We start from the raw sequence: 25,394 nt of genomic DNA, 5'->3' as shown, positions 1-25,394 counted from the left end.
CTTGTCCGTCAGAGACACCGCGGATCCCTCCCCCGACCGTGTTCGGTGGGCACGTCCGACCTGATCAGCCCCTGAGCGTGGAGATCGTCCCAGAGGGCGTCCGGGACGTGCTGGTCATGGAGTGCGGCGTTTCGTTCGACCTGTTCCGCGGTCCGCATACCGAGAGTGACGTTGACGACACTGGGGTGGGTGTACGGGAAGGCGATCGCGGCGGCGGGCAGGGTGGTGCCGTGGGCCGCGCAGACGTCGGCGATGGCCCGGGCGCGGGCGACCAGAGCCGGCGGGGCGTCCTGGTAGTCGTACTTCATGCCGTCGGCCGGCCGGTCGCGGGAGAGCAGTCCGGAGTTGAACACGCCGACCGCCACGACGCTCTTGCCGAGTTCCCGTGCGGCGGGCAGGACGTCGTCCAGCGCCGACTGGTCCAGGAGCGAGTAGCGCCCGGCGAGCATGACCACGTCGGCGGCGGTCTCCCGCAGGAAGCGGGCGAGCATCGCCGACTGGTTCATGCCGGCGCCGATCGCGCCGATCACTCCCTGGTCGCGCAGCTCCGCGAGCGTGGGCATGGCCTCCTCGGCCGCCTGCCGCCAGTGGTCGTCGGGATCGTGCAGGTAGACGATGTCGAGGCGGTCGAGACCGGTGCGTTCCAGCGTGTCCTCGATGGAGCGGAGCACGCCGTCCCGGCTGAAGTCCCACTGTCGGCGCAGGTCGTCGGGTACGGCGAAGCCCTCGGTGTCGACGCCGCGCGGTGCCTCGTTGGGGACGAGCAGCCTGCCCACCTTGGAGGAGATGGCGTACGCGTCGCGCGGGCGGCCTCGCAGGGCGGCGCCCAGGCGGCGCTCGGAGAGGCCGAGACCGTAGTGGGGTGCGGTGTCGAAGTACCGCAGGCCGGCCTCCCAGGCCGCGTCGACGGCGGCTGCCGCGTCGTCGGGCGGGGTGACGCGGTAGAGGTTGCCGATCACGGACGCCCCGAAGCCCAGTTCGGTGAGGGCGACGGACGTGTTCTGGATCTTCCGCTGGTGCAAGACGTGCTCCTGGGGTACGGGACAGGGGGCGCCGGTCAGCGTCTGACGTGGGCCGAGCCGCCCGCGATGAGCGCCTCGACCTCGGCGAGCGAGGCCATGGACACGTCTCCGGGGGTGGTCATGGTGAGTGCGCCATGGGCGGTGCCGTAGGCGAGGGCGCGTTCCAGACCGGCACCGGTGAGCAGGCCGTGGATCAGGCCGGCGGCGAACGCGTCGCCGGAGCCAATGCGGTCCAGGACGTGCAGGGCGGGCATCAGGGGGCCGGTGACGAAGCCCGTTTCGACGGACCAGGCGGCCGAGGACCAGTCGTTGATCCCGGCGGAGGGCACCTCGCGCAGGGTCGTCGCCAGTACTTTCGCGTCGGGCAGCAGACCGGCCACCTCGGCGAGCGCGTCCGCCACCTCACCGGCCCCGAAGCGGGTCTGTCCCGGGTACGTCCCGGCGAGTCCCAGGGCGCCCACCACGACGTCGGCCTGCCGGGCGAGCCGCAGGTCGACCTCGCGGGCGGCGTCGGCGCCGCCCCGGCCGGCCCAGAGGCTGGGTCGGTGGTTGGGGTCGTAGGAGACGGTGACGCCGTGGCGGCGGGCCGCGGCCATGGCCTCGTCCGCCGCGTCCACCGTGGTGTCGGACAGGCCGGCGAAGATGCCGCCGGTGTGGAACCAGCGCACCCCGGCCGAGAACACGCTGTCCCAGTCGACGTCCCCTTTGCGCAGCTGGGACACGGCGGTGTGCGCGCGATCGCTGACGCCCAGCGCGCCGCGGATGCCGTAGCCGCGTTCGACGAAGTTCAGCCCGTTGCGGGCGGTGCGGCCGATGCCGTCGTCGGGCACCCAGCGGATCAGGGACGTGTCGACGCCGCCCTGGAGGATCAGGTCCTCGACGAGCCGGCCCACCGCGTTGTCGACGAGGGCCGTCACGACGGCGGTCCGCAGGCCGAAGCAGCGCCGCAGCCCGCGTACGACGTTGTACTCGCCGCCGCCCTCCCAGACCTGGAAGGTGCGGGCGGTGCGGATGCGTCCCTCGCCCGGGTCGAAGCGCAGCATCACCTCGCCGAGGGCCACCACGTCGATCATGGCGTGCTCCTGTCCACCGCGTCGGCCGTCAGCCGGCGGATCTCGTCGTAGGCACCTCGCGCCAGGTGGGCGGGGGTGGCCATCCAGCTGCCGCCGACGGCGAGGACCGCCGGGTGGGCGAGGTAGGCGGCCACGCGGTCGGCGTCGATCCCGCCCGTCGGTACGAAGCGTGTCCCGGGGAAGGGGGCCGCGAGCGCTCGCAGGGTGCTCAGGCCGCCGAGCGGCTCGGCGGGGAAGAGCTTGACGGTGTCCAGGCCGGCCCGCAGGGCGCGCATCAGCTCGGTGGCGGTGGCGATGCCGGGCACCACGGGCACGCCCAGCTCGCGGCACTTGGCGACGACCTCCTCGTCGAAGCCGGGCGAGACGACGAAGCGGGCTCCGGCGGCCACCGCCCGCTCGGCCTGTTCGGGGGTGAGTACGGTGCCGGCGCCGAGGGTGAGTCCGCCGTGCGCGGCCATCTCCTTGAGCACGCGTTCGGCGCCCGGGGTGCGGAAGGTGACCTCGGCGCACCGGGCGCCGCCGGCGGCGAGTGCGTCCGCCAGGGGGCCGGCGGTCGCCGTGGACGGCACGGTCAGCACGGGCAGGAGACGCGCCCCGCCCAGCACCGAGGCCGGGTCCGGGCCGGTCATCGGCCGAGCCATCCGCCGTCGACGGGCAGGACGACGCCGTGGACGTAGGCGGCGGCGTCCGAGGCGAGGAACACGGTGGCGCCCGCGAGGTCGTCGGCGTCGCCCCATCGTCCGGCGGGGATGCGGTCCAGGATCGCCCTGCTGCGCACCGGGTCGTCCCGCAGCGCCTGGGTGTTGTCGGTGGCGATGTAGCCGGGGGCGATGGCGTTGACGTTGACGCCGTGCGGTGCCCATTCGTTGGCCAGCGCCTTGGTCAGTCCGGTGACGCCGTGCTTGGCCGCGGTGTAGCCGGGGACGTTGATGCCGCCCTGGAAGCTGAGCAGCGACGCCGTGAAGATGATCTTCCCGTGGCCGCGGGCCACCATCGCCGCGCCGACCGCGCGGGTCAGCGTGAACTGGGCGTTGAGGTTGACCTGGAGCACCAGTTCCCAGTCGCTCTCGGTGTGTTCGGCGGCCGGGGCGCGACGGATCGTGCCCGCGTTGTTGACCAGGATGTCCACCGGCCGGTCGCGCCCGGCGAGCTCCGCGCCGAGGGCCCGTACGGCCCCGGGGTCCGAGAAGTCGGTGCGGATCGCCTCGAAGGAACGGCCCGCCGCGACGACGTCCTTCTCCACCGCGCTGCCGGACTCCTCCAGCGAGGCGCTCACGCCGATGACGTCCGCGCCGGCCTCGGCGAGCGCGCGGGCCATGGCCCGGCCGATGCCGCGCCGGGCGCCGGTGACGACGGCGAGCTTCCCGGTGAGGTCGAAGGCGGTCATACGGCGGCTCCCTGGGCGTCGTCGGCGCAGTCCACGAGGATCTTCATCACGTCGCCGCCGCCCTCCAGGGCCTCGAAGGCGGCGGGTGCCTGGGTCAGCGGCACGACCTTGCTGATCAGCCGCTCGGCCGGGATCGTGCCGTCGTGGACCAGGGTCACGGCCTTCTCGAAGTCGGAGCGGTCGTACAACCGGGCGCCGATGAGGGTGAGTTCGCGCCAGAAGAAGCGGTGCAGGTTGATCTCGCGGGGGCGGGGGTGGATGGCGACGAGGCAGAGACGGCCGCGCACACCGAGCACGTCGACCGCCGTGTCCACGCCGCCGGCCGCGCCGGACACCTCGAAGGCGACGTCCGCGCCCGCGTCCCCGGTCCACTGCCGCACCAGCGCCGGCACGTCGTCGTCGGCCGGGTTCCACGCCGTCAGCCCCAGCTCCTCGGCGAGCAGTCTGCGGTGGGCGCTCAGCTCCACCACCCGGACCTCGGCGCCCGCGGCCCGCGCGACCAGCGCGATGAGGACGCCGACCGGTCCGCCGCCGACCACGACGGCCTTCTCACCGCCGCGCACCTGGGCCCGGCCCACGTCGTGCACGGCGACCGCCGTCGGTTCGACGAGCGCGGCCCGGTCCAGGGGAAGGGTGTCGGGCAGTCGGACGAGTGTCGACGCGGGCACGGTCCAGCGCTGCTGCATGGCGCCCGGCGAGTCGATGCCGATGAAGTCGAGGTGCTGGCAGACGTGTTGGTGGCCGGCGAGGCAGGCGGGGCAGGTGTCGTCCCAGCGCAGCGGCATCACGGTGACCGCGTCACCGGGCCGCCAGCCCTCGACGCCCGCTCCGACGCGTACGACGCGGCCGGACATCTCGTGTCCGATGACGGCGGGAGCGGCCACCCGGGCGTCCATGTCGCCGTGGAAGATGTGCAGGTCGGTGCCGCAGATGCCGACGTAGGCGGGGGCCAGTTCCACCTCACCGGGTCCGGGAGGGGAGGGCTCGGCGGGAGCCGTGTCCAGGGTGCGGGCGGCTGTGTAACGGACGGCGAGTGTCATCGTGGGGTCAGGGTCCCTTCAGCGCGGACGCCGATGGTCAGCAGCAGGTTGGCGTAGGTACGGGTGTCGGCGGTGACGATCGCCAGCGCCAGGTCGGGCGAGCGGGCGGCGTCGTAGAACTCGAAGCGGCCGAGGGTGTCGACCGGTACGGGCGCCAGCATGGAGCGGTACTCGGCGATGGCCGGTGGTTCCGGTTCGCCCTCGGGCGGCACCATCACGTGCGCCGACTCGACGGGCAGGGCGCGCAGCAGGACGCCGAGCACGGTGGTGACGTCGAGCAGCCCCGGGGCCAGGTTGAGGTGGACGGTTCTCGCGCGCTCGCCGGTGGCCGTGCTCGCGGGGTAGTGGCCGTCGGCGAGCAGCACACGGGCACCGTGGCCGGCTCCGGCCAGGGATTCGAGGATGCCGGGGTGCAGTAGTTCCGTCAGGAGCACGGCGGTCTCTCCTTCGTCGGGGCGGGCGTCAGGTGGTAGAAGGCCGTCGCGGTGCCGGCGAGCACCGCGTGGACCTCGGTGCCGGAGCAGCCGTCCAGGAGTTCCTCGACGGTGGCGGCCCAGCGGTTCCATCCGCCGGCCAGGACGCACACGGGCCAGTCGGAGCCGAACATCAGCCGCTCGGCGCCGAACGCGGACAGCAGGGCGTCCCACACCGGGCGGATGTCGTCGACGGTCCACGTGTCGTGGTCGGCCTCGGTGACCAGACCCGACACCTTGCAGCGGACCTGGGGATGCCTGGCGAGCGTCCTCAACCGCCGTGCCCAGTCGGCAAGTTCGCGGCGTGCGATCGGCGGCTTGCCGGCGTGGTCCAGGACGAGCGGCAGCTCGGGGAGCCGCTCGGCGAGGCGGATCGCCTGCGGGAGCTGGTGGTCGCGGACCAGTACGTCGTAGCCGAGCCCGCGCTCCCCCACCGCGCGCAAGCCCTGTTCGACGTCCGGCCGTTGGAGCCAGTGCGGGTCGGGCTCGCCCTGCACGAGGTGCCGTACGGCGCGCAGCCGACGGCCACCGGGCCCGCTCAGCAGGGAGTCGAGTACGTCGCCGATCGCGGGGGACGTCAGATCCGCCCAGCCGACGACGGCGCCGATCAGCGGGTCGCCATCGGCCAGGGCGAGCAGGTCGCGTGTCTCGGGCACGGACGCGATGCACTGGACCACCACCGTGCTCGTCAGCCGCCGACCGGCGATCGGCCGGGTCGCGGCCGAGCGCAGGTCGTGCGGGCCGAACGTGCGGCGGATCTGCTCGTGGCCGGGCTCGTCCAGCCAGGACTGCGGCCGGAAGTCCAGGTCCCACAGATGGTGGTGGGCGTCGACGAGGGCCTGGGCGTCAGACACGAGCGGTCCAGACGGGGCCGTCCGGGTAGGCGTACTCCTTGAGGGACTCGGCGTGCATCTGCGCGCTCAGCCCCGGCACCGTGGGCGCCAGGTAGTGGCCGTCGGCGATGCGTACCGGGTCGACGAAGTGCTCGTGCAGGTGGTCGACGTACTCGATGACCCGGTCCTCGGTGGTGCCGGAGACGGCGACGTAGTCGAACATCGACAGGTGCTGCACCATCTCGCACAGGCCGACGCCGCCCGCGTGCGGGCAGACCGGCACGCCGAACTTCGCGGCGAGCAGCAGGATCGCGATGTTCTCGCCCACGCCACCGACCCGCGCGGAGTCGATCTGCACAATGTCCACCGCTCCCGCCTGGAGGAGCTGCTTGAACACGACGCGGTTGGCGATGTGCTCGCCGGTGGCGACCTTGATGGGGCTGACGGCCTTGCGCACGGCGGCGTGGCCGAGGATGTCGTCGGGTGAGGTGGGCTCCTCGATCCAGTACGGCTGGTAGGGGGCCAGGGCCTTCATCCAGTCGATCGCGGGCTGGACGTCCCATCTCTGGTTGGCGTCGACCGCGATGCGGATGCCGTCGCCGACGGTCTGGCGGGCGGTGCGCATGCGCCGTACGTCGTCCGCGAGGTCCGCGCCGACCTTCAGCTTGATCTGGGTGAATCCGTCGGCGACGGCCTCGCGGGCCAGGCGGGCCAGTTTCTCGTCGGAGTAGCCGAGCCAGCCGGGGGTGGTGGTGTAGGCGGGGTAGCCGCGCTCCAGCAACCGGGCGACGCGCTCGTCGCGGCCGGGTTCGGCGCGCTTGAGGATCTCCAGTGCCTCCTCGGGCGTGAGGGCGTCGCTGAGCCAGCGGAAGTCGACCTGGGCGACCAGGTCCTCCGGTGACATCTCGCCGAGGAACCGCCACACGGGCTTGCCCGCGCGCTTGGCGGCCAGGTCCCAGGCGGCGTTGACGACGGCGCCGGTGGCCATGTGGATGGCGCCCTTCTCCGGGCCCAGCCAGCGAAGTTGGGGGTCGTGGACGAGGGAACGGGAGAACGTTCCGAGATCGGCGCAGACCTCCTCGACGGACAGGCCGACCACATGCGGGGCGAGGGCCGCGATGGCGGCGGCCTGCACGTCGTTGCCGCGGCCGGTGGTGAAGGCCAGCGCGTGGCCTTCGAGGCCGTCGCCGGAGTCGGTGCGCAGGACGACGTAGGCGGCGGAGTAGTCGGGTTCGGGGTTCATCGCGTCCGACCCGTCCAGGTGCTCGGACGTCGGGAAACGCACGTCCAGCACGTCCAGGGCGGTGATGCGGGCGGAGGCCGGGGAAGCGGACGGGGCGGATGACATGGCGGCAACTCCTGTGAGGTGCAGGGGCGGTAGGGCCCCTTGCGACGATGTGGGCGACGGAGGGTGTCGGGCTGTCCGGGGGGTGTCCGGGTTCAGTCCTGGACCTTGCCGCCCGTGATGCGCGAGATGGTCAGCGCGACCAGGATGATCAGGCCGTTGAGGGCGCCGATCCACTGGGCGGGGACGCCGCCGAGCGTGAGCACGTTCTGGATCATGAACAGCAGGAGGATGCCGCTGAACGCCCCGAACATGGTGCCCTTGCCGCCGTTGAGGCTGATCCCGCCGATGACGGCGGCGGCGAAGACGGTGAAGATGTAGCCGTTGCCCTGCGCCGAGGCGACGGAGGCGAGGCGTCCGGAGAGCAGCAGTCCGGCGAGGGCGGCGAGCACGCTGCCGGTGACGATGACGATCCACAGCACCCGGTCGGTGCGGATGCCGGCCGCCTTCGCCGCGTCGACGTTGCCGCCGATGGCGTACAGCGAGCGGCCGAAGCTCGTCCAGCCGAGGACGACGATGGCGACGGCGAACAGCGCCAGGCAGATCCAGATCGACGCGGGCATCCCGAACCACACGGCGGTGCCCAGGTAGAGCATCGACTGCGGCAGCTGGAAGAAGGTCTGGCCGCCGGAGATGCCGGTGAGGACACCGCGCAGCACGATCAGCATGCCGAGGGTGACGATGAAGCCGTTGAGGCCGAAGCGGATGATCAGCAGGGCGTTGAGGACGCCGACGAGCGCGCCCACGGCGAGGGTGACCGGGATGGCCCACCCGCCGGAGAGCAGTCCGAGTCCGTGGCCCGCGCCGACCGGCACCACCAGCCAGGCGGCGACGCCGGGTGCGAGACCCATGGTGGACTCCAGGGAGAGATCCATCTTCTTGACGATCAGGATCATCGTCTGGGCGAGGACCAGCAGGGCCATCTCGGACATGGTCTGCAGGACGTTGATGAGGTTGTCGGTCTGCAGGAACACCGGGTTGACGATCTGTCCGACGATCGCGATGACCACGATGGCCGGGACCAGCGCGAGGTCGCGCAGCCGGGCCAGGGGTATCCGGCCGCCGAGCAGCGCGGTGCGCTTCGCCCCGGGCTCCGGGGCCTTGGCCGCGGCGGTGTCCGCGAGGACGGTTTCAGGCATCGAGGTCCACTCCTTCCATCGCGGCCACGAGGACGTGGTCGTGCCAGCCGCGGGCTATCTCTGAGGTCACACGGCCCTGGAACATCACCAGGACCCGGTCGCACATGCGCAGGTCGTCGAGTTCGTCGGAGGCGATGAGCACTCCGGTGCCGGTGCCCGCGGTCTCCTCGACCTTGCCGAGGAGGAATTCCTTGGAGCGGACGTCCACACCCGCGGTCGGGTTGATCAGAACCAGCAGCCGCGGGTCGTCGGCGAGGGCCCGGGCCATGACGACCTTCTGCTGGTTGCCTCCGGACAGCGCGGAGACGGGCAGTTCGGGCCCTGGAGTCTTGATCGCGAGGTTCTCGATCATGCCCTGGGCGAGCCGGTCGCGCCGGCCACGGCTCAGGAAGCCGTTGGCACCGATCCGCTTCGGCACGGACAGGGTGGTGTTGTCCGCGATCGACATGCCGGGCACGAAGCCCTGGTGGTGCCGGTCCTGGGGGACGAACCCGGCGCCGGCGGCGAGCGCGGCGGGCACGCTGCCCGGCCGGGGCCGGTTCCCGGCGATCTCCACCTCCCCGGTGGCCGCGGCCCGCAGTCCTACGACGGTCTCGGCGACCTCGGTACGACCGCTGCCCGCGGCGCCCGCGAGGCCGACGATCTCGCCGGCCCCGACCTGGAAGCTGACGTCGTCGTACCCCTCGCCCCGCAGCGTGCGGACACTCAGCGCGGCCGGGGCGCCGGGGTCGAGCGTGCCGGCCCGTTCCTCGCGCCCGTCGGCCGCCGCCTCCCCGGTCATGGCCCCTACGAGGTCGGCGCGGGGAAGTTCGGCGACCGGCGCGGTCACGACGTGCCGGGCATCACGGAACACCGTCACCATGTCGCAGATCTCGTAGATCTCCTGGAGATGGTGGCTGATGAACAGGAAGGTCACGCCCTGGCGTTGCAGGTCGCGGATGCGGCCGAACAGGCGGGCGATGGCCGCCGCGTCGAGTTGGGCGGTCGGCTCGTCGAGGATGATGAACCGCGCCCCGAAGGACAGCGCGCGGGCGATCTCGACGAACTGCCGCTGCTCGACGCTGAGAACTCCCGCCGGGGTCTGCGGGTCGACGTCCACCGACCAGGTCGACAGCAGGTCCTGTGCGCGGCGACGGGTGGCCTGCCAGCTGATGAGGCGGCTGGTTCCGTGATCGTGCCGGTTCAGGAAGAGGTTCTCCGCGACGGTGAGCGTGGGGATGATCGTCGACTTCTGGTAGACGCAGGCCACGCGTCGCCGCCAGGCGTCGCGGTCGCTGAGCCGGGGGGCCGGCTCGCCGCCGAAGCTGACCGTCCCCTCGTCCGGGGCCTGCAGGCCGGTGAGAACCGACACGAGTGTCGACTTGCCGGCTCCGTTGCGGCCGACGAGGGCGTGGGTCTCGCCGGGCCTGATGGTGATCCGGGCGCCGTTCAGGGCCACCGTCGGACCGAATCGCTTGACTATGCCCGTCGCCTCGACGACGGGCGGGTCCGCGAGGGCCCGTCCGTCGTCCGCCGGGGCGGGCACGGGGGTGACTGCTCGCTCCCCGTCACTCATCTCAACCGCCTTGTTCTCGTGAGTGCCGTTGCCATGCCGATGCGGAACCGGCTGGGTCAGCCGAGGTTGTTGCCCCACAGCGACTTGTCGTCGCTCTTGACGCTGGACACGCCGCCGTAGGTACCGCCGTCGGCGGTGACGAGCGGGGCGGAGAGCTGGTCCTCGAGGACGCCGGCGCGCACCTGGATGATGGTGCTGTCGTGGTCGGTCTTACCGGGCTGGAACGTCTTTCCGTCGATCGCGGCCTTGAGGTAGTACAGGGCGTACTTGGCGTAGAGGTCGGCCGGCTGCGAGACGGTGGCGTCGATCTGCCCGGCCGCGATGTCCTTCAGTTCCTCGGGGATGCCGTCGTTGGAGACGACGAAGACGTGCTTCTTGTCCTTCGGGCCGACCAACAGCCCCTTCTGCTTGAGGACCTGGATCGTGCCGGACAGGGCGAAGCTGGCCTCCATGTAGACGCCCTTGATGTCCGGGTTGGCCGTCAGGTCCGTCTGCAGCTTCTGCGCGGCGACCGCGCCGTCCCAGTTGGTGGCCTCTCCGAACACCTTGATGCCCGGGTAGTTCTTCTTCATGCAGTCGTTGAACGCCTCGGTGCGGTCACGGCCGTTGATGGAGTCCAGGCCTCCCTCCAGCATGACGACCTTGCCCTTGCCGCCGAGCTTGGTCCCGAGGTACTGGCACGCCTTCTCGCCGTACGCCCGGTTGTCGGCGCGCACCACCATGAAGACCTTGCCGCTGTCGGGGCGGGTGTCCACGGTCACGACCGGGATCTTCTTCGCCTCGAGCTGCGAGAGGGTGGGTGCGATGGCGGCGGTGTCCTGCGGAGCCATCGCGATGCCCTTGACGCCCTGGCTGATGAACGTCTGCGCGTTGGCGGTGAGCTTGGCGACGTCGTTCTGGGAGTTGGTGGTCTTCAGGTCCAGGCCCAGCGACTTGCCATACTGGGGTGTGTACTTGATGTAGGAGTTCCAGAAGTCGGTGTCGGAGCGCGGGTAGTCGACACCGACCAGCGGCTTGCCGCCCGACGACGCCGAAGTGGTGGAGCCGTTGCCGCACGCACTGAGCAGGGCCAGTGCGGACAGGGCGGAGACGGCTGAACAGAGGGCGGATCTGACTCTCATCGGTGCTTCCTCGCGCCGGTCCCGTAGCGGGAGATGTTTCGCCTCGACGACATCTGCGTATCGCCGTGCGGTAGAGATGGGATGTTTATAGGCGCGATCCGAGCCTGGTGTCTACCCCTCGACCGCAATCGCTACAACTCTCCAGCTCACAGGCTGGTCGACCTCGATGAAGGCGCTCATACCGGCCAAGATCCATCCCATCAATGCCCGGAGACTGGTGCGATGGGGTTGATCACCTGACGCCGACAGACATGCCATGTTTGAGCAGGATCAAATACCATCAAAACATCGCTGACAGGCACAAAACATCTTGATACATGGCGCTTTCATCCCTGCACATCGGTTGACATCACGGGGAGACATGGCCGACCTTCATGCGTAAACAAGCGGCACCCTGCACTCTTCTCTCCCCCTCTGCACCTGGGATGTCTTCATGTCGAGTTCGATCAACAGACGCCACTTCCTCGCCAGTGCCACCTTCGTGGCCGCGGCGGCCGTCGCCGGCGGCGGGTTCGGTGCCGGCATCGCCCAGGCGGCGCCCAGCACGTACACGCCCGACTGGAACTCGGTCGACCAGCACCCGCCGGCCCCCGAGTGGTTCCAGGACGCGAAGTTCGGGATCTACTTCCACTGGGGCGTCTTCAGCGTCCCCGCCTACGACAGCGAGTGGTACCCGCGCAACATGTACCAGGCGGGCAGCAACGCCAACCAGCACCACGTCGCCACCTACGGCCAGCCGTCGGCGTGGCCGTACCACAACTTCATCAACGGCGCTCAGGACCTCGCGGGCAACTTCGTGGAGTTCGCCCCGAAGCTGAAGTCGGCCGGCGGGAACTTCGACCCCGACGAGTGGGTACAGCTGTTCGTCGACGCCGGCGCCAGGTTCGCCGGACCGGTCGCCGAGCACCACGACGGCTTCTCCATGTGGGACAGCCAGGCCAACGAGTGGAACTCGGTGAAGAAGGGCCCGGGACTCGACCTCCTGCAGATCTTCTCCACGGCCATCCGCGCCAAGGGCCTCAAGCTGCTGGTGGCCATGCACCACGCCTACCACTTCAACGGCTTCTACGAGTTCGCCCCCGCCCAGACGGACCCCAGTCTCAAGAAGCTCTACGGGCAGCTGGGCAGCGCCGCGGAGAACCAGCTCTGGTACGACAAGCTCAAGGAGGTCATAGACCGCGCCCAGCCCGACATCCTCTGGCAGGACTTCAAGCTGGACGCCGTGGACGAGACGCAGCGCCTGAACTTCCTGTCGTACTACTACAACCAGGCCAACAGCTGGGGCCGCGAGGTCGTCGCCACCTACAAGGACGGGTTCGACAACAAGGGCGAGGTCTTCGACTACGAGCGCGGCGGTCCGGGCGACCTCACCGCGCCGTACTGGCTGACCGACGACAGCATCTCCAGCAGCAGCTGGTGCTACACCCAGGGCATCGGCTACTACACCACCCAGCAGATGCTGCACTCGTTCATCGACCGGGTCAGCAAGAACGGCAACATGCTGCTGAACATCGCGCCGATGGCCGACGGCACCATCCCCCAGGCGCAGAAGGACATCCTGCTGGGCATCGGCGACCACCTGAAGCGCTTCGGCGAGTCGGTCTACGCGACCCGGGCCTGGACGGTGTACGGCGAGGGCCCGACGAAGATGGGCGGCGGCGCCTTCACCAATCCCACGGCCGGCACGGCGCAGGACATCCGCTTCACCCGGAACAAGGCCGACAACGTCCTGTACGCCACCGTCCTGGGCTGGCCGGGCAGCTCGCTGACGATCAAGACGCTCAGCTCGGACCGGATCAACCTCTCGTCGCTGACCTCGGTGAAGCTGCTCGGTACCACCGCCGGCACCTACATCGATCTGCCCACACCCGCCCAGAACTCCTCCGGGCTCACGGTCACTCTGCCCTCCTCCGCGCCGTACAGCGCCAACGCCTACGTCCTGAAGCTCTCCTTCTCCGGGTCCATCCCTGGCATGGTGCCGCTCATCGGCGCCGTCGCCTTCGCGGACGTCGACTACACCGGCACCTCCGCCGCGTTCCCCCTCGGCGACCACACGGCGGCCGACCTGACCGCGTCCGGACTGGGGGTGCGCACCCTCTCCTCTCTGCGGCCGGCCCCCGGCTACCAGGTGATCGGCTACGCCGGTGACAACTTCACCGGTACGTCCTGGACCTTCACCGCCGACAACCCGGACCTCAGGGTCACCGGCAACAACGACCAGATCACCTCGCTGAGGGTGCAGTTCGACCCGTCGGCGTACTTCCGGCTCACCAACGTGACCGACGGCCTCGCCCTGGACAGCGGCGGCAACGTGGCCTCCGGCTCCAACCTCAAGCAGTGGACCCCGGACAGCAGCTTCAACCTGCAGTGGCAGGCGCAGGCGGTCGGCGGCGGCTACTACAAGCTGGTCAACCGCACGAACGGCATGGTCGCCGACGGCTGGGGCGCCACCGCCGACGGCTCCGCCGCCAGGCAGGCCGCCTGGAACGGCAGCACCAACCAGCAGTGGACGATCACCCACCGGGGCGGCGGGCAGTACTCGATCGCCAACCGCACCACCGGTCTGGTCCTCGACGGCGGCGGCAGCGTAGCCTCGGGCTCCGTCGCCAAACAGTGGACGTACGGCAGCAGCTCCAACCTGCTGTGGACCTTCACCGCCGTCTGATCCTCGGAGCGTACGAACGGCGGCTGCGGTGGACTCCTCCTACTCGCAGCCGCCGTGACGCCGAGCGCGGACGCTAGCCGAACAGGCGTCGCTGGATCTCCCGCCGGTAATCCTCGAGCGTCCTGTCGAGATGGGTCGCCGTGGCCTCGGCCGCCGCCTCTGGCCGGCCGTCGCGAATGGCCCGGTAGATCACCTCGTGCTCGGCGACCGCCGACTCGGTGCCTTCACCGAACGTGTCGTGGATACCGATCGCGCTGGACTGCCGCTGCAGTCTTCGTGCGTCCCGCACGGCGCTGACGAGGAAGGTGTTGTGCGAGGCCGTGGCCACGGCGGCGTGGAAGTCGTCGTCCGCCTGGTTGAACACGTCGACCTGACCGTGGACGAACCCGTGCCGGCACTGCTGCATGGCCACCTCGATGGTCCGCAGCTCGGCGGGCGTGGCACGGGTGGCGGCCAGACTGCTCGCGGCCATCTCCTGAACCCTGCGGAACTCGAACAGCATCAGGACGTGATCGAGGTCCACGGGCCGGAAGAAACCGCCCCAGCGGCTGGTGACGAGCATGCCCTCGTCGTCCGCGACGAACAGCCCACGCCCCTTGTGCGCCCGGACCCGGCCGAGCGCCGAGAGGATCTTCACGGCCTCCCGCACCACCGCCCTGCTGGTGTCCAGTCTCTGGGCCAGGTCGTTCTCCGTGGGCAGCCGGTCGCCCGCCACCAGCCGGGACTCGGCGATGAACTCCAGAATCCGCTCCGCCACGACCTCGTAACCGGGGCGGTAGTCACCCCGTGTGTCCGCGCCGTTCACCCTCGCCGCACCCTGAGCCGGCTGCGCCGCGGGCGTGTCGTTCATCTGTCCTGCCTCCTGGCCGACGCGATGGGGGCGGTTGATCACTGTCGCACCGCCCCCATCGTATCCCGAGCGTCAATGAATCGTACTCATCACTGGATCGTCCAAGCCTGGTTGGACTGGTTCAGAGGCATCCACTGATCGATGGCGGCGCCGTTCGCGGTCGAGGCGTTGCCCACCTCCAGGGTCTGCCCGCTCTCGAAGTTGCGGATGAGGTATCCACCGCCGGTCGGCTCGAAGTACCACAGCTGGTTGTTGCCGCCGTTGTCGGTGTACTGCTGCAGCGCGGCCCCCCGCGAGTGGCTGGCGCTGTTGATGTCGAGGACCTTGCCGCTATTCCTGTTCACGATCTTGAAGAGCTGGCCACTGACCGGAACGATCTTCCACTGCTGGTTGGCACCACCGTTGCCCGGCCACTGGACGACGTTCGCGCCGTCGGCGGTGGAGTTCTGGTACACGTCCATCAGCTGGCCGCTGTTGACGTTCTTGATCGTGTAGTACGTCGACGCGTTGGTGTTCGGCGTACCGGTCGAGTCCTCCAGCGCCCCGCCGGCCTGCTGCACACTGAAGTCCGCGATGAAGAAGTACCCGCCGTCGGTCTTGGCGACCCGCACGTAGCGGAACTTCTGGCGCACGTCGATGCCGCCCGTGAGCGTCGAGGCGAGCGGCAGGGTGGCCGTCTGGCGTCCCACGACGGTGTAGGTGCCGAAGGACGGGTCGTTGGAGGCACGGACCTCGAAGTTGCCGCGGGTCGCGGACTGGTCCAGGTCCTGGCGGGTGGTCAGTGAGAACTGTCCGAGCCGGTAGGCCTGCCCCAGGTCGACCTGCCACCACGCCGAGGTGTCGCTCCCGGTCGGTGACCAGCCGGTCGAGCTGTCGTTGTCGACGGCGTTCGCGGCCGACCAGCCGGAACCGTAGACCGATGACGAGGACGCCGGCTTGCGGTAGGCGAGGTTGAGCTTCGCCGCCAGCCCCTGGTAGGCGGGCTCCAGACCGGAGGCCTTGATCACCGAGTCGCCGGACGTCGTGTTGTTGCTGAGTGTGACGTTGGAGCCGTTGCGGTTCTGGTTGATGAATCCGTCGGTGTGCGACAGCACATTGTTCGAAAGGGTCATGTTGTTCGACCCCTCGTCCATGTAGAGGCCCGCCACGGCCGAACCGCAGGCGGCCGGCCCTCGCAGCACGTCGTGGATGTAGTTGCCGTTGATGACGGTGCCGGGGTCGTTGGAGAGGTGGTAGATGGCGGCGGAGTCGCAGAGCCGGTTCATCACGTTGCCGATCCGGTTGTAGCTGACGCTGTTGTTGCCTTCGGCGTTGGCCGCCGACTGCCACCCCCAGCCGAGCGAGATGCCGGCCCACGGAGTGTCGGAGATGTCGTTGTGGTCGATGGTGGTGCTGTTGACGAAGCCCGCGTCGATGCCGGCGGTTCCCAGGTAGTCCTCACCGATCCGGGTGATCAGGTTGTCCTTGACGGTGACGTTCTTGACCACCTCCCGGGCGTCCTCACCGGCCGGGGAGGACGGGGGGTTGTAGACGGTGTGCATCTCCACCGTGGGGTCGGAGAACTTGCCGACCATGATCCCGTTGCCGGCGATGTCGGAGATCAGGTTGCCGGTCACGGTGCTGTCGTGCACGCCGTGGTGCAGGTCCAGGGCGCCGGCACCCATCTGCGTGAAGGTGTTGCCGGTGAAGGAGACACGGTCGGCGTCCGAGGCCTGGACCCCGGCCGGCGGACGGCCGACGTACTGGTTGTTGGAGGCGTCGGCCGAGAGGTTGTAGTTGCCGCCCTGGCCGTTGAGGTACCCGTTGTTCGTCGCCTCCATCCAGGTGGTCCGGGTGAAGGTGATCCCGGAGAAGCGCAGGTCGTGGACGGGACTGTCGAGGTTCGTGCCCTTGATGTCGACGAGGGTCGGCAGCGTCGGGGCCTGCACGGCGGCCGTGGACATGTCCTCGCCGGGACGGGGTTTGTAGTAGACGGTCTGCGCGGCGGTGTCGACGTAGAACTCGCCCGGTTCGTTGAGGAACTCGTGGGCGTTCTCGAAGTGCAGGGGAGAGCCGTTGGCGAGTATCGGGAAGGGGCGCTGGAAGAGGATGCCCGCCTCGTGGTCCTGGATCGACACGTCGGCGGTGCCGTTGCCGGAGGTGACCGACTTCAGCCGCAGGTAGTTCTCGCCCCATTGTGTTTCCAGCATCATCTCGACCCGGTCGAGGTGGTTCCAGCTGGAGACCTGCGAGCTGAGCACCTTCAGCAGCTTGTTCGTCTTGTCGCTGCCCTGCAGCTGGAAGTCCGAGCCGACGTCGGGGTAGCGGGCGCGGGTGGCGCGGACCCCGTTGACGTACATCTGCCGGAAGTCGAGGGTGCCGACGGGCGCCTTGTACTCGCCGTTGGTGGCCGAGGCCCAGCCGGTGATCGCCCTGCCGCTGGTGATCACCGGCGTCTCGCCGTTGTAGGCCTGGTAGACCACCGTGTGGCCGTTCGTGCCCGAGTCGCCGCTGCCGAAGCTGATCGACGCGGTGAGGGGGTAGGTGCCCCCGCGCAGGTTCACGACGATGTCACCGGCCATGTTCCCGTTGACGGCCCGGACCGCGGCCTGGGCGGCCTGGATGGTCTTGAACGCCGCGGCCGTGCTGGTTCCCGCGTTGCTGTCGTTGCCGTTGACGGGGTCGACGTAGAAGTTCGTCGTGGCCGCGTAGGCGGGTTGAGCGGGCAGTACGGCCGCGAAGACGACGGTTGCCGCCGCGAGCGCCTTGACCGTGCTCGCGCCGAAGCGTAGGGATCTCATCTGTAGTATGCCTCCTCAAAACCCGCTTCTCATGAGTTGCATTTATCGAGGCATGAGAGCGCGGCAGTCAAGACGTTAGGCACGCTTATTTTCCTCCACACGGGCAGCAAGGAGGCAAAGGTCCAGCTCACGCGTCAGGTACCTGGCGAACGGCCTATACGTCACCATGCACCCGACCCGACGATGAGTACTACTCATCGAGAGATCCACAGTGACCGTGAGGAGCTGAGGAATCCGACGGCAACCTTTTCGCCTCGGGCGGCCACCGAACAGTGCAGCATCGACTCGATCTTCCGAACGGACAGGTATGAAGACAGCGAGGCAGGCCGCGCGGCAGCGCAGGCAGAGACGCAGGCTTGTGCTGGGCGCCACGTTGGGGGTGACCGCCGTCGGCGTTCTCGCCTACCTGGTCATGGGGTTCCTCCCCGACCACAAGCCGGACGCGGTTCATGCCGCGGCCACGCCCGTCGCCACCGCTCAGGTGAGAACCACCGCCGGGGGCGAGGCCGGCACACCGACCGCGTCGGCGGCCTCTCCGGCGACGGGCACACCGACGCCGACGGCCACCGCGACCACCGCCTCGGCACGGCCGTCGGCCAAGTCCACCCCGCGGCCTACGCGAACGACGTCCGGCACGGCATCGTCGACAGGGCGGATCCGGCCCGGTACGACCTACACGGGGGTCGCCACCGCCTACGAGGCCGGGGACGGAAACGGCGCCTGTCTGTTCGGCCCGAGCGACGACCTCATGATCGCCGCGATGAACACCACCGACTACGAGACGTCCAGGGCGTGCGGCGCGTACGTGCTCGTCCGCGCGGCCAACGGCAAGTCCGTCACCGTGCGGATCACCAATGAATGCCCGCTGCCCTGCGCACCCGGGCAGATCGACCTGAGCCAGCAGGCGTTCGCCAAGCTCGCGGACCTCAAGGTCGGCCGGATCCCGATCAGTTGGAGCCTGGTGAGCCCCAGCACCTCCGACACGATCTCCATCCGGTACAAGACGGGGTCCAGCCCCTACTGGTGCGGCATCCAGGTCATCGGCCACCGGAACCCGGTGACGGGGCTGGAGGTGCGTACCTCGGGCGGCTGGCGGTCACTGCCCCGTACCGACTACGACTACTTCCTCTCCGCCGACGGCAGCGGATGCGGCGGCGCGATCAGAATCACCGATATCTACGGCGAACAGCTGACCGTCGGCGGAATCGCTGTGCGGCCGGACGTCGTGCAGCACACCCAGGTGCAGTTCGCCCGGCACTGAGCACAGGCCCGGCTGCCGCTACCCGTCGAGACCGAGGAAAGTGACGGCGTGGGCGAGCATGCCGGGCTGCGGCAGGGTGTGGCCCGTGCCCGCGATGCTGACGCCTTCGACGGCGGACCGCGGGCCGGTGCCGCCGTAGCGGGTGCGGGTCCACGTCGGCTGCGGCCGGTCGGTGGCGGCGGGTGTCTGGCTCAGGGCGTGCAGGTTGGTCCACTGCTTGATCTCCTCGCCGAAGTTGGGATAGGCGAGGGTCGTGTCGGTGGTGCCGTGCCACAGCTGCATGCGCGGGTAGCTTCCGGCGTAGCCCGGATCCATGGAACGGGCCAGGTCACCCCACTGCTGGGCCGTCTTGACGACATGGCCGCCGGAGCACTGGCCGTTCCACTGGGAACCGTCGTTGGTGGCGAAGCAGCCCGCCGGCACACCGGAGAACGCGGAGGCGGCACTGAAGACATCGGGGTACTCGGCGGCCAGCACGTTCGTCATCATGGCTCCCGACGAGAATCCACTGACGACGATGCGGGCCGGGTCGACGTTGTAGTGCTGACGGGTGTACCGGACCATCGACATGATGCCGGTGGAGTCGCTGCCGCCGTCCCGTCTGAGCGCCGCCGGTGACGACACGTCGAAGCAGTGCCCGGCGCGGGTGGCCTCGGGCAGGACGATGAGGTAGCCGTACCGGTCGGCGGCGGTGACGTAGTCGTGTCCGTTGCCGCCGAAGATGGCCCCCGCCGAGCCTCCGCAGAAGTGGACCAGGACCAGCAGGGCGGGCTTGGGCGCCAGGTGGTCTGGCGCGTAGAGGTACATGTTGAGGTGAGTGGGGTTGTTCCCGAAGCCGGTGACGGGGGTCAGACTCGCCGCCGCCGCGGGTTGGGGCACCAGGAGCGTGAGGGCTGTGGCCAACGGCAGTAACACCATCGCCAGGACGGCGCGCAGAGTGCTTCTCACAGGTGTACCTCGTTTCCGGTGATCGGGCGGCCCGGGAGCGGTTCGCCCGGCGGCGGGGTGACGGGGCCAGGCGCGCCGGTGGCGTGCCTGGCCCGGCGCGTCAGTTGCCCAGGGTCCAGTGCTGGTTCGAGCCGCCCGTGCAGCTCCACAGCTGGACCTTCGTGCCGTTCGCGGTCCCCTGGCCGACGGCGTCCAGGCAGAGCCCCGACTGCGCGGCCGTGATCGTGCCGTCGGGGTTGACGTTCCATTGCTGGTCCGCCTGCCCGCCGCAGTCCGAGATCGCCGCCGGGGTGCCGCTGCCCGCGGACTGGCCGGCGCCCAGGCACTTGTTGCCGTAGACGACCAGCTGCTTCCCGGTGGTGTAGGTCCACCGTTGGTTGGCGCCGCCGTTGCAGTCCCACAGCTGTGCCTGGGTGCCGTTGGCGGTCGTGTTGTTGTTGATGTCGAGGCAGCGCCCCGACTGCTGGCCGACGATCTCCTGGTTGCCCGAGGGCGGCGGCGGTGGCGGCGGCTGGTTCGAGCCGAACTGGGTGAAGAACTGCCAGACCGCCGCCGATGTCCAGGTGTGCCAGCCGTCGCCCGTGGAGCCGTCTATGGGGCCGGGGTCGTGGCCCGCTCCGTCGAACGCCGCCCAGACGACGGGGTATCCGGGTTTGCATCCGGAGTAGGTGGTGATGATGTGCGTCAGGCTTCCGGGTGCCGGTTCGGGCGGGTTCTGCGGGGTGCAGCCGTTCGTCCGGACGAACGTGTCGCGCAGTCCTCGTCCCAGCGCGATGGGCAGCACGTTGTCCCTGAGACCGTGCAGACCCATGTAGGCGATGGGCTGGTTGCCGCCGTTGCACCCGCTGAGGTTCGCGCCGGAGTAGACCGCGACCGCACGGAAGACCGTGGCACGGGAGCAGGCGAGGGCGTACGACATCGCGGCGCCGTAGCTGAAGCCCGCGGAGAACACCTGGGTGGTGTCGACGCACAGACCTGCTTCGATCTGGCTGACCATGGCGTCGACGAAGGCCACGTCCTGGCCGCCGGGGTTGGCCCAGCCGTTGCCGTTGCCCTGCGGCGCGACGAAGATCGTGCTGTTGTTGGCGTCCGCCAGGCGTCGCAGTCCGTAGTAGGACCAGTTGTACCCGTCCGTTCCGCCGGAGTCGACGTCGCCCGCCGTCCCGCCACGCCAGTGGAAGCCGAAGATCAGCCGGTAGGGGTGGCTGCTGTCGTAGCCGGCGGGGACCCGCAGTATGTAACTGCGCGTCTGACCGCCGCTCTGGATCGTGTGGGTACCACTCGTCAGCGTGGGTGACTTACCGCAGCCGGCGGTGGCCGCCGTGGCGGTGGGCGCGCCGAGGGCGCTGCTGAACGAGGTGCCCGCGGCCGACAGGACGAGAAGCATCGCGGCCACGATGGCCAATAAGAGCGGTTTGCGTTTCATGCACTCCTTCTTCCGTGTACGAGGGTGTTCACAGGCCGGTGATCGTCCACTCGTTGTTGGTGCTGGAGTTCGGCGTCCACATCACCGCCGTCGAGCCCTGGGCGGTGCTGCCGCTGCCGTCGAGGGCGGTGCCGGTGGCCCGGTTGACGATCTGGTAGCGGCCGCCGCCGAGGCTGTTGAGCGACCACTGCTGGTTGTTGCCGCCGTTCCAGGTCTCCTGCCGGGCGGGCGCGCCGTTGGCGGAGTTGCCCCAGCTGTCGACGGCCATCCCGTTGGCGCGGTTCATGATGCGGTGGTAACCGTTGCCGAGGTCGATCAGCTGCCACTGCAGATTGGCGCTGCCGTCGTAGTTCCACTGCTTGAGGTTGGAGCCGGAGGCCACGTTGCCTCCGCTGTCGAGCACCAGTCCGCTGGTCACGTTGGCGATCTTCACCCAGGTCGTGGAGCCGCCCGTCGAGCCCAGGACGGGGATATCCCCGGAGAAGGTGAGCTTGACCGTGTACGCCAGGGCGGTGAACGGCGGGTTCGACGAGGGCATGGCCAGGTGCAGGCCGGAGGCGTCCTGGGCCGGGACCGGCAGGTTGATGTAGGTGCCGGCCGTGTCGTTCAGCAGTTGGGCGCCGGTCAGGGTGCTGAGGTTGATCTGGTTCGAGTTCAGCGTCGCGACGGTCATGGTGCCGCCCTGCCAGCCCAGCGCGGTGACGTAAAGGACCTTGTTGTCCTGGCTGCGGGTGAAGCGGATGTCCTGCGGTTTGCCGGCCACCGGTCCGCTGAAGGACCCGCCGCCCATCTTGGTGGGTCCCTCGCCGTAGCTGGTCCAGGAGCGGGTGTCGTAGACCGCCTCCCCGAACCGGCCGAGCCAGTCCCCCATCGCGAGCAGGATGGACTGCTGCCCGGAGGGAATCGTGCCGTCGGCCATCGGGGCGATGTTCAGCAGCATGGTGCCGCCCTTGCTGACCCGGTCGATCAGCGAGTGGAGCAGTGCCTGCGTCGAGTAGTAGCCGATGCCCGCGGTGTAGCACCAGCTGGAGGAGGAGATGCTGTCGTCGGTGAGCCAGTAGGGGGTGAGCAGGTCCGCCGGGCCGCCGCGTTCGAAGTCGAAGACCTCGCCCTTGTTGTCGAGGCCGTCCTTGTAGGTCGCGACGACGTCCTTGTTCCAGGAGACGGCCCGGTTGTAGTAGTAGGCGAGGAACTGGAGCCGGTCCGATTCCTGCACCAGGTTGAGGTCGAAGTCCTGCCAGATCAGGTCGGGTTGGTAGCCGTCGACGACCTCGATCAGCTTGTCGTACCAGAGTTGGTTCTCGGCGGTCGTGCCCTGCTGGCCGAAGAGGATGCGCAGGGTCGGGTCCGACTGGTTCGGCACGTGGTCGTAGTAGCCGTTGAAGTGGTAGGCGTGGTGGAGGGAGGCCATGAACTTCAGGCCCTGCCCGCGGATGGCCTGTGCGTGCAGTCCTACGAGGTCCAGTCCGGGGCCGTGCCGGACCGAGTTCCACGGGTTGGCCCGGCTGTTCCACATGGAGAAGCCGTCGTGGTGTTCGGCGACCGGGCCGGCGAACCGCGCGCCGGCGGCCTTGAACAGCCGGGCCCAGGCGTCCGGGTCCCAGTTGCCGCCCTGGGAGGCGAGCTTGGGGGCGAACTGCACGTGGTTCCCGGCCTTGTCGCGGGCACCGTCGATGAAGTTGTTGTACGGCCACACCGAGGGGTCGCCGTAGGTGGCGATGTGGTGCTTGTTCTCGTTCGAGCCGGCGATGTACATGTTGCGCGGATACCACTCGTTGCCGAACGCGGGGACGCTGAAGACGCCCCAGTGGTAGTAGATGCCGAACTTCGCGTCCTGGAACCAGGCCGGGGCCGGGGGGTGCTGGTCGACCGAGGGCCAGTTCGCGGTGTAGCTGCCGGGGCCGGCGGTGGCGGCGGCCTCGGGGGCGAACCGCAGCAGGCCGAAGGCGGTGATCGCGCCGGTGGCGGCCAGCAGTCTGCGCCGGCTGATCGGGAGGGGGGAGGAAGTCATGCGGAGCCTCTCAGCGTCCTTGACGGGGTGGGTGATCTCGGACGTGCCGGTCGATCAGTCGCGCGTCCACTTCTGATTGCCGCCTCCGGTGCAGGTCCACAGCTCCAGCAGGGTGCCGTTGGCCGTTCCCGCGCCGGTGGCGTCCAGGCACAGGCCGGACTGGGCACCGGTGATCGTGCCGTCCGTGTTGAACGTCCACTTCTGGTTGCCGCCGCCGTCGCAGGCCCGGATGTCGACCTTGGTGCCGGGGCCGGTGCCGCCGCCCGAGGCGTCCAGGCAGAGGCTGCCGTAGACCCGCAGTTCACCGGCCGGGGTGCTCGTCCACTGCTGGTTGCTGCCACCGTTGCAGTCCCACAGCTCCACCTGGGTGCCGGGCGTCTGCGACTGGTTCGGCACGTCCACGCACCGTCCGGAGCCGGTTCCGACGATCGTGGCGGTGGTGCCGCCGCCGGTGCCGCCGCTGCCGGGGGTGAGGGACAGGTTGTCGAACTGCGCCGTCTCGCCCTGGCTGGTCGCGTAGCCGACCTGTCCGCCGGCCCAGGTGCGGTCGTTCACGGAACCGACGGTGGAGCCGTCGACGGCGGCGGTGACGGTGGTGCCGGAGAAGGTCAGCGCCAGGGTGTGCCAACGGTTGGTGCCCAGCGCCGCGGTCGTGCCGTGGGCGAGGGTGGAGACGTTGCCGTTGGTGCTGGAGTTCAGGATCGACCAGGCTCCGGTGTCGCTCACCCGCAGGTGGTAGGCGTTCAGGCCGCCGGTGCTGTTGTAGTCCTGCCCGTTCGCGCGGCCGATCAGCTCGGCGTAGCCCGGCTGTTCGAGCAGCACGTCGGACGACACGGTGTAGTTGCTCCAGCCCACGTCACCGAGCAGGGCGTGCGGATCGGACAGCGCGTCCCAGGTGATCGGTTTCTGCGGGCTCATCTGGCGCACGCACTTGCCGCCGCGCCCGCCGCCGCAGCCGGCCACCTCGAAGGCGCCCTGCCAGTCCATGAGGTACTTCGCCTCGGTGCCGGTGGTGTAGCCGTCGAAGGAGTCGCTGTACGGCAGGCTCATCGCCGCCTGCGCGGGGCCGGTGGCGGTGCCCTTGCCCTGACCGGTCGTGGTGGTCAGGGTGTAGACGCGGTGGGGCTGCACGGTCAGGCTGAAGCCGCCGCCGGACGGGGTGATGTCCGTGGCGTGCACGAAGTAGTCGGCCGGGTTGCCGGAGTCGACGTCGGTCGACCAGACGTGCACGGCTGCGGTCGACAGTCCCCCGGTGACGTTGAAGTTCAGCGTCTGTGCGCTGCCGGCGTCCATCGTCTCGATGACCGTGGAGTAGTCGGAGTTGTCCGTGGACTTCAGCGACACGTAGCTGCCGTTGTTCCGGTTGCCGCCGAGGTAGCCGCTGGAGGCGTCGAGGTAGTGCCAACCGGGGGCGGTGAACTGGCTGGTCTGTGCCATCACCCAGGCGTTCTTGCCGATCGTGTAGTGGCCGGACCAGGGCTGCGAGGCGAGGGCCAGACCCATGGTGGGGTACGGCAGGTTGGGGGTGATCGCGGCGACCACCGGCCAGTTGAGGTACGCGGTCATCCGTCCGTCGATGTATCCGCGGTTGATGCCGCGGGCCATGGCCTGCGCTCCCCCGTTGTAGTCGTCCGAGCCGTTCTCGCTCGCCCACAGCGGCTTGCCGGACGACGTGGCGGCCGACGGTACCGAGCAGGTGGACTGGGACGACCGGTAGCCGCAGGGGTAGTGGGTGCCGATGACGCCCACCGAGGAGGCGAACGCCGGGTTGGAGTCGACGTCGTTCGCCACGGTCCAGTCCGAGTCGGCCGCGACGATCTTGACGTTGCCGTAGCCGTCGCGGTCGAGCGCGCTGTGCAGCTGCTCGTACCAGGAGACGTTGTAGCCTCTCTCGTTCCACCCGCCGAGGTAGTCGATGGTCAAGCCGTGCTGTTTGGCGCAGCCCAGCCAGGAGACCAGGTAGTTGATCATGTCGGTCGACCAGAAGTTCCCGCCGCCGATCCAGCCGGGGGCGCCCCAGGCGAGTCCGTACAGCTTGATGTTCGGGTTGCGGGCCTTGGCCTGCTCCATGAGCCACCATTCGTAGCCCCGGTCGCAGTTCAGGTCGGAGCGGGTGTGCTGGTGGCTGGGTTCGGCACCCGAGGTCGAGTTGGTGTCGCCGCCGATCTCGGCCTTGAGGATCTGCAGGGAGGCGCCGTAGCCGGGCCGGAAGAGGTAGTCGAGGATCTGGCCGCGTTGGGGCTCGGGGTAGTCGATCAGGAGTCTGCTGTTGCCGCCGCCGCCGCTGATCGCGCCGACGCCGTCGAAGGTCCGGCCGCCGGACGCGCCGTCGATGGTGATGGAGGTGGCGGCATGGGCCGGGGCGGCGACCGTGCCCACGACGCCGCCGGCGGCCAGGACGAGGCCCGTGAGCACGGCCGTCGAGGCGCGCAGGCGCCGCAGCAGCCGTCCGAATGCTGACACGG

19 protein-coding genes are annotated in these 25,394 nt (G+C 69.6%); 2 read left to right on the top strand and 17 right to left on the bottom strand.

The features are described from left to right. Window positions 1-8: 8 nt before the first annotated feature. From ACFYMM_RS37520 to ACFYMM_RS37470, 11 genes are all read right to left on the bottom strand, one after another. A complete protein-coding gene (locus tag ACFYMM_RS37520; RefSeq protein WP_388395478.1) occupies window positions 9-1,022 on the bottom strand; it encodes an aldo/keto reductase in 1,014 nt (337 codons plus the stop codon). Between the two features lie 35 nt (window positions 1,023-1,057). Continuing rightward, window positions 1,058-2,095 carry a sugar kinase gene (locus ACFYMM_RS37515; RefSeq protein ID WP_388395475.1) on the bottom strand — a complete coding sequence of 346 codons (1,038 nt, stop codon included), beginning with the start codon at window positions 2,093-2,095 and terminating at the stop codon, window positions 1,058-1,060. Beyond that, window positions 2,092-2,724, bottom strand: a complete 633-nt coding sequence (locus ACFYMM_RS37510) for a bifunctional 4-hydroxy-2-oxoglutarate aldolase/2-dehydro-3-deoxy-phosphogluconate aldolase (protein ID WP_388395473.1) — start codon at window positions 2,722-2,724, stop codon at window positions 2,092-2,094. Before ACFYMM_RS37510 ends, ACFYMM_RS37515 begins: the two co-directional genes overlap by 4 nt. Continuing rightward, the gene (locus ACFYMM_RS37505) at window positions 2,721-3,482 is read right to left on the bottom strand and encodes an SDR family oxidoreductase (RefSeq protein ID WP_388395470.1); all 762 of its coding nucleotides are present in this window, start codon (window positions 3,480-3,482) and stop codon (window positions 2,721-2,723) included. The genes ACFYMM_RS37510 and ACFYMM_RS37505 overlap by 4 nt, the downstream gene beginning before the upstream one ends. Continuing rightward, a complete protein-coding gene (locus ACFYMM_RS37500; protein ID WP_388395468.1) occupies window positions 3,479-4,522 on the bottom strand; it encodes a zinc-binding dehydrogenase in 1,044 nt (347 codons plus the stop codon). The genes ACFYMM_RS37505 and ACFYMM_RS37500 overlap by 4 nt, the downstream gene beginning before the upstream one ends. Then, the gene (locus ACFYMM_RS37495) at window positions 4,519-4,956 is read right to left on the bottom strand and encodes an RbsD/FucU domain-containing protein (protein WP_388395466.1); all 438 of its coding nucleotides are present in this window, start codon (window positions 4,954-4,956) and stop codon (window positions 4,519-4,521) included. Before ACFYMM_RS37495 ends, ACFYMM_RS37500 begins: the two co-directional genes overlap by 4 nt. After that, entirely contained in the window at window positions 4,947-5,849 is a 903-nt protein-coding gene (locus tag ACFYMM_RS37490; RefSeq protein ID WP_388395463.1) for an amidohydrolase family protein, read from the bottom strand. The genes ACFYMM_RS37495 and ACFYMM_RS37490 overlap by 10 nt, the downstream gene beginning before the upstream one ends. Then, on the bottom strand, window positions 5,842-7,176 hold the full coding sequence (locus ACFYMM_RS37485; RefSeq protein ID WP_388395460.1) for an L-fuconate dehydratase: 1,335 nt from the start codon (window positions 7,174-7,176) through the stop codon (window positions 5,842-5,844). The genes ACFYMM_RS37490 and ACFYMM_RS37485 overlap by 8 nt, the downstream gene beginning before the upstream one ends. Before the next feature lie 92 nt (window positions 7,177-7,268). Then, window positions 7,269-8,312: an ABC transporter permease gene (locus ACFYMM_RS37480; RefSeq protein WP_388395458.1), complete on the bottom strand. Its 1,044-nt coding sequence runs from the start codon at window positions 8,310-8,312 to the stop codon at window positions 7,269-7,271. Next, window positions 8,305-9,867 carry a sugar ABC transporter ATP-binding protein gene (locus ACFYMM_RS37475; protein ID WP_388395455.1) on the bottom strand — a complete coding sequence of 521 codons (1,563 nt, stop codon included), beginning with the start codon at window positions 9,865-9,867 and terminating at the stop codon, window positions 8,305-8,307. Before ACFYMM_RS37475 ends, ACFYMM_RS37480 begins: the two co-directional genes overlap by 8 nt. Before the next feature lie 56 nt (window positions 9,868-9,923). Continuing rightward, window positions 9,924-10,988, bottom strand: a complete 1,065-nt coding sequence (locus tag ACFYMM_RS37470) for a sugar ABC transporter substrate-binding protein (protein WP_388395453.1) — start codon at window positions 10,986-10,988, stop codon at window positions 9,924-9,926. Window positions 10,989-11,421: 433 nt separating this feature from the next. On the opposite strand from ACFYMM_RS37470, the gene ACFYMM_RS37465 reads away from it, so the two are divergent. Continuing rightward, a complete protein-coding gene (locus tag ACFYMM_RS37465; protein ID WP_388395450.1) occupies window positions 11,422-13,653 on the top strand; it encodes an alpha-L-fucosidase in 2,232 nt (743 codons plus the stop codon). A 73-nt stretch (window positions 13,654-13,726) separates the two neighbouring features. On the opposite strand, the gene ACFYMM_RS37460 is transcribed toward ACFYMM_RS37465, so the two are convergent. Further along, a complete protein-coding gene (locus ACFYMM_RS37460) occupies window positions 13,727-14,503 on the bottom strand; it encodes a FadR/GntR family transcriptional regulator (RefSeq protein WP_388395448.1) in 777 nt (258 codons plus the stop codon). 89 nt (window positions 14,504-14,592) lie between these two features. Next, window positions 14,593-17,283: an RICIN domain-containing protein gene (locus ACFYMM_RS37455; protein ID WP_388395446.1), complete on the bottom strand. Its 2,691-nt coding sequence runs from the start codon at window positions 17,281-17,283 to the stop codon at window positions 14,593-14,595. Window positions 17,284-17,590: 307 nt separating this feature from the next. Here ACFYMM_RS37455 and ACFYMM_RS37450 point away from each other — a divergent pair, with 307 nt between their 5' ends. After that, the gene (locus tag ACFYMM_RS37450; RefSeq protein WP_388395443.1) at window positions 17,591-18,544 is read left to right on the top strand and encodes an expansin EXLX1 family cellulose-binding protein; all 954 of its coding nucleotides are present in this window, start codon (window positions 17,591-17,593) and stop codon (window positions 18,542-18,544) included. Between the two features lie 18 nt (window positions 18,545-18,562). Here ACFYMM_RS37450 and ACFYMM_RS37445 read toward each other — a convergent pair whose 3' ends face one another. The 4 genes from ACFYMM_RS37445 to ACFYMM_RS37430 form a co-directional block, all read right to left on the bottom strand. Beyond that, window positions 18,563-19,492: an alpha/beta hydrolase family esterase gene (locus tag ACFYMM_RS37445; RefSeq protein ID WP_388395440.1), complete on the bottom strand. Its 930-nt coding sequence runs from the start codon at window positions 19,490-19,492 to the stop codon at window positions 18,563-18,565. Window positions 19,493-19,592: 100 nt separating this feature from the next. Continuing rightward, a complete protein-coding gene (locus ACFYMM_RS37440; RefSeq protein WP_388395437.1) occupies window positions 19,593-20,918 on the bottom strand; it encodes a ricin-type beta-trefoil lectin domain protein in 1,326 nt (441 codons plus the stop codon). A gap of 28 nt (window positions 20,919-20,946) precedes the next feature. Continuing rightward, window positions 20,947-22,929, bottom strand: coding sequence for an alpha-L-fucosidase (locus tag ACFYMM_RS37435; protein ID WP_388395435.1), 1,983 nt, complete (start codon window positions 22,927-22,929; stop codon window positions 20,947-20,949). Window positions 22,930-22,983: 54 nt separating this feature from the next. Beyond that, window positions 22,984-25,392, bottom strand: coding sequence for a ricin-type beta-trefoil lectin domain protein (locus tag ACFYMM_RS37430; RefSeq protein ID WP_388395433.1), 2,409 nt, complete (start codon window positions 25,390-25,392; stop codon window positions 22,984-22,986). Window positions 25,393-25,394 lie beyond the last annotated feature (2 nt).

It is taken from the genome of Streptomyces sp. NPDC006739 (genome assembly GCF_042869815.1).
GTDB lineage: Bacteria > Actinomycetota > Actinomycetes > Streptomycetales > Streptomycetaceae > Streptomyces.
The sequence above is the reverse complement of the archived record's forward strand: the minus strand, read 5'-3'. Positions and strand labels throughout refer to the sequence as shown.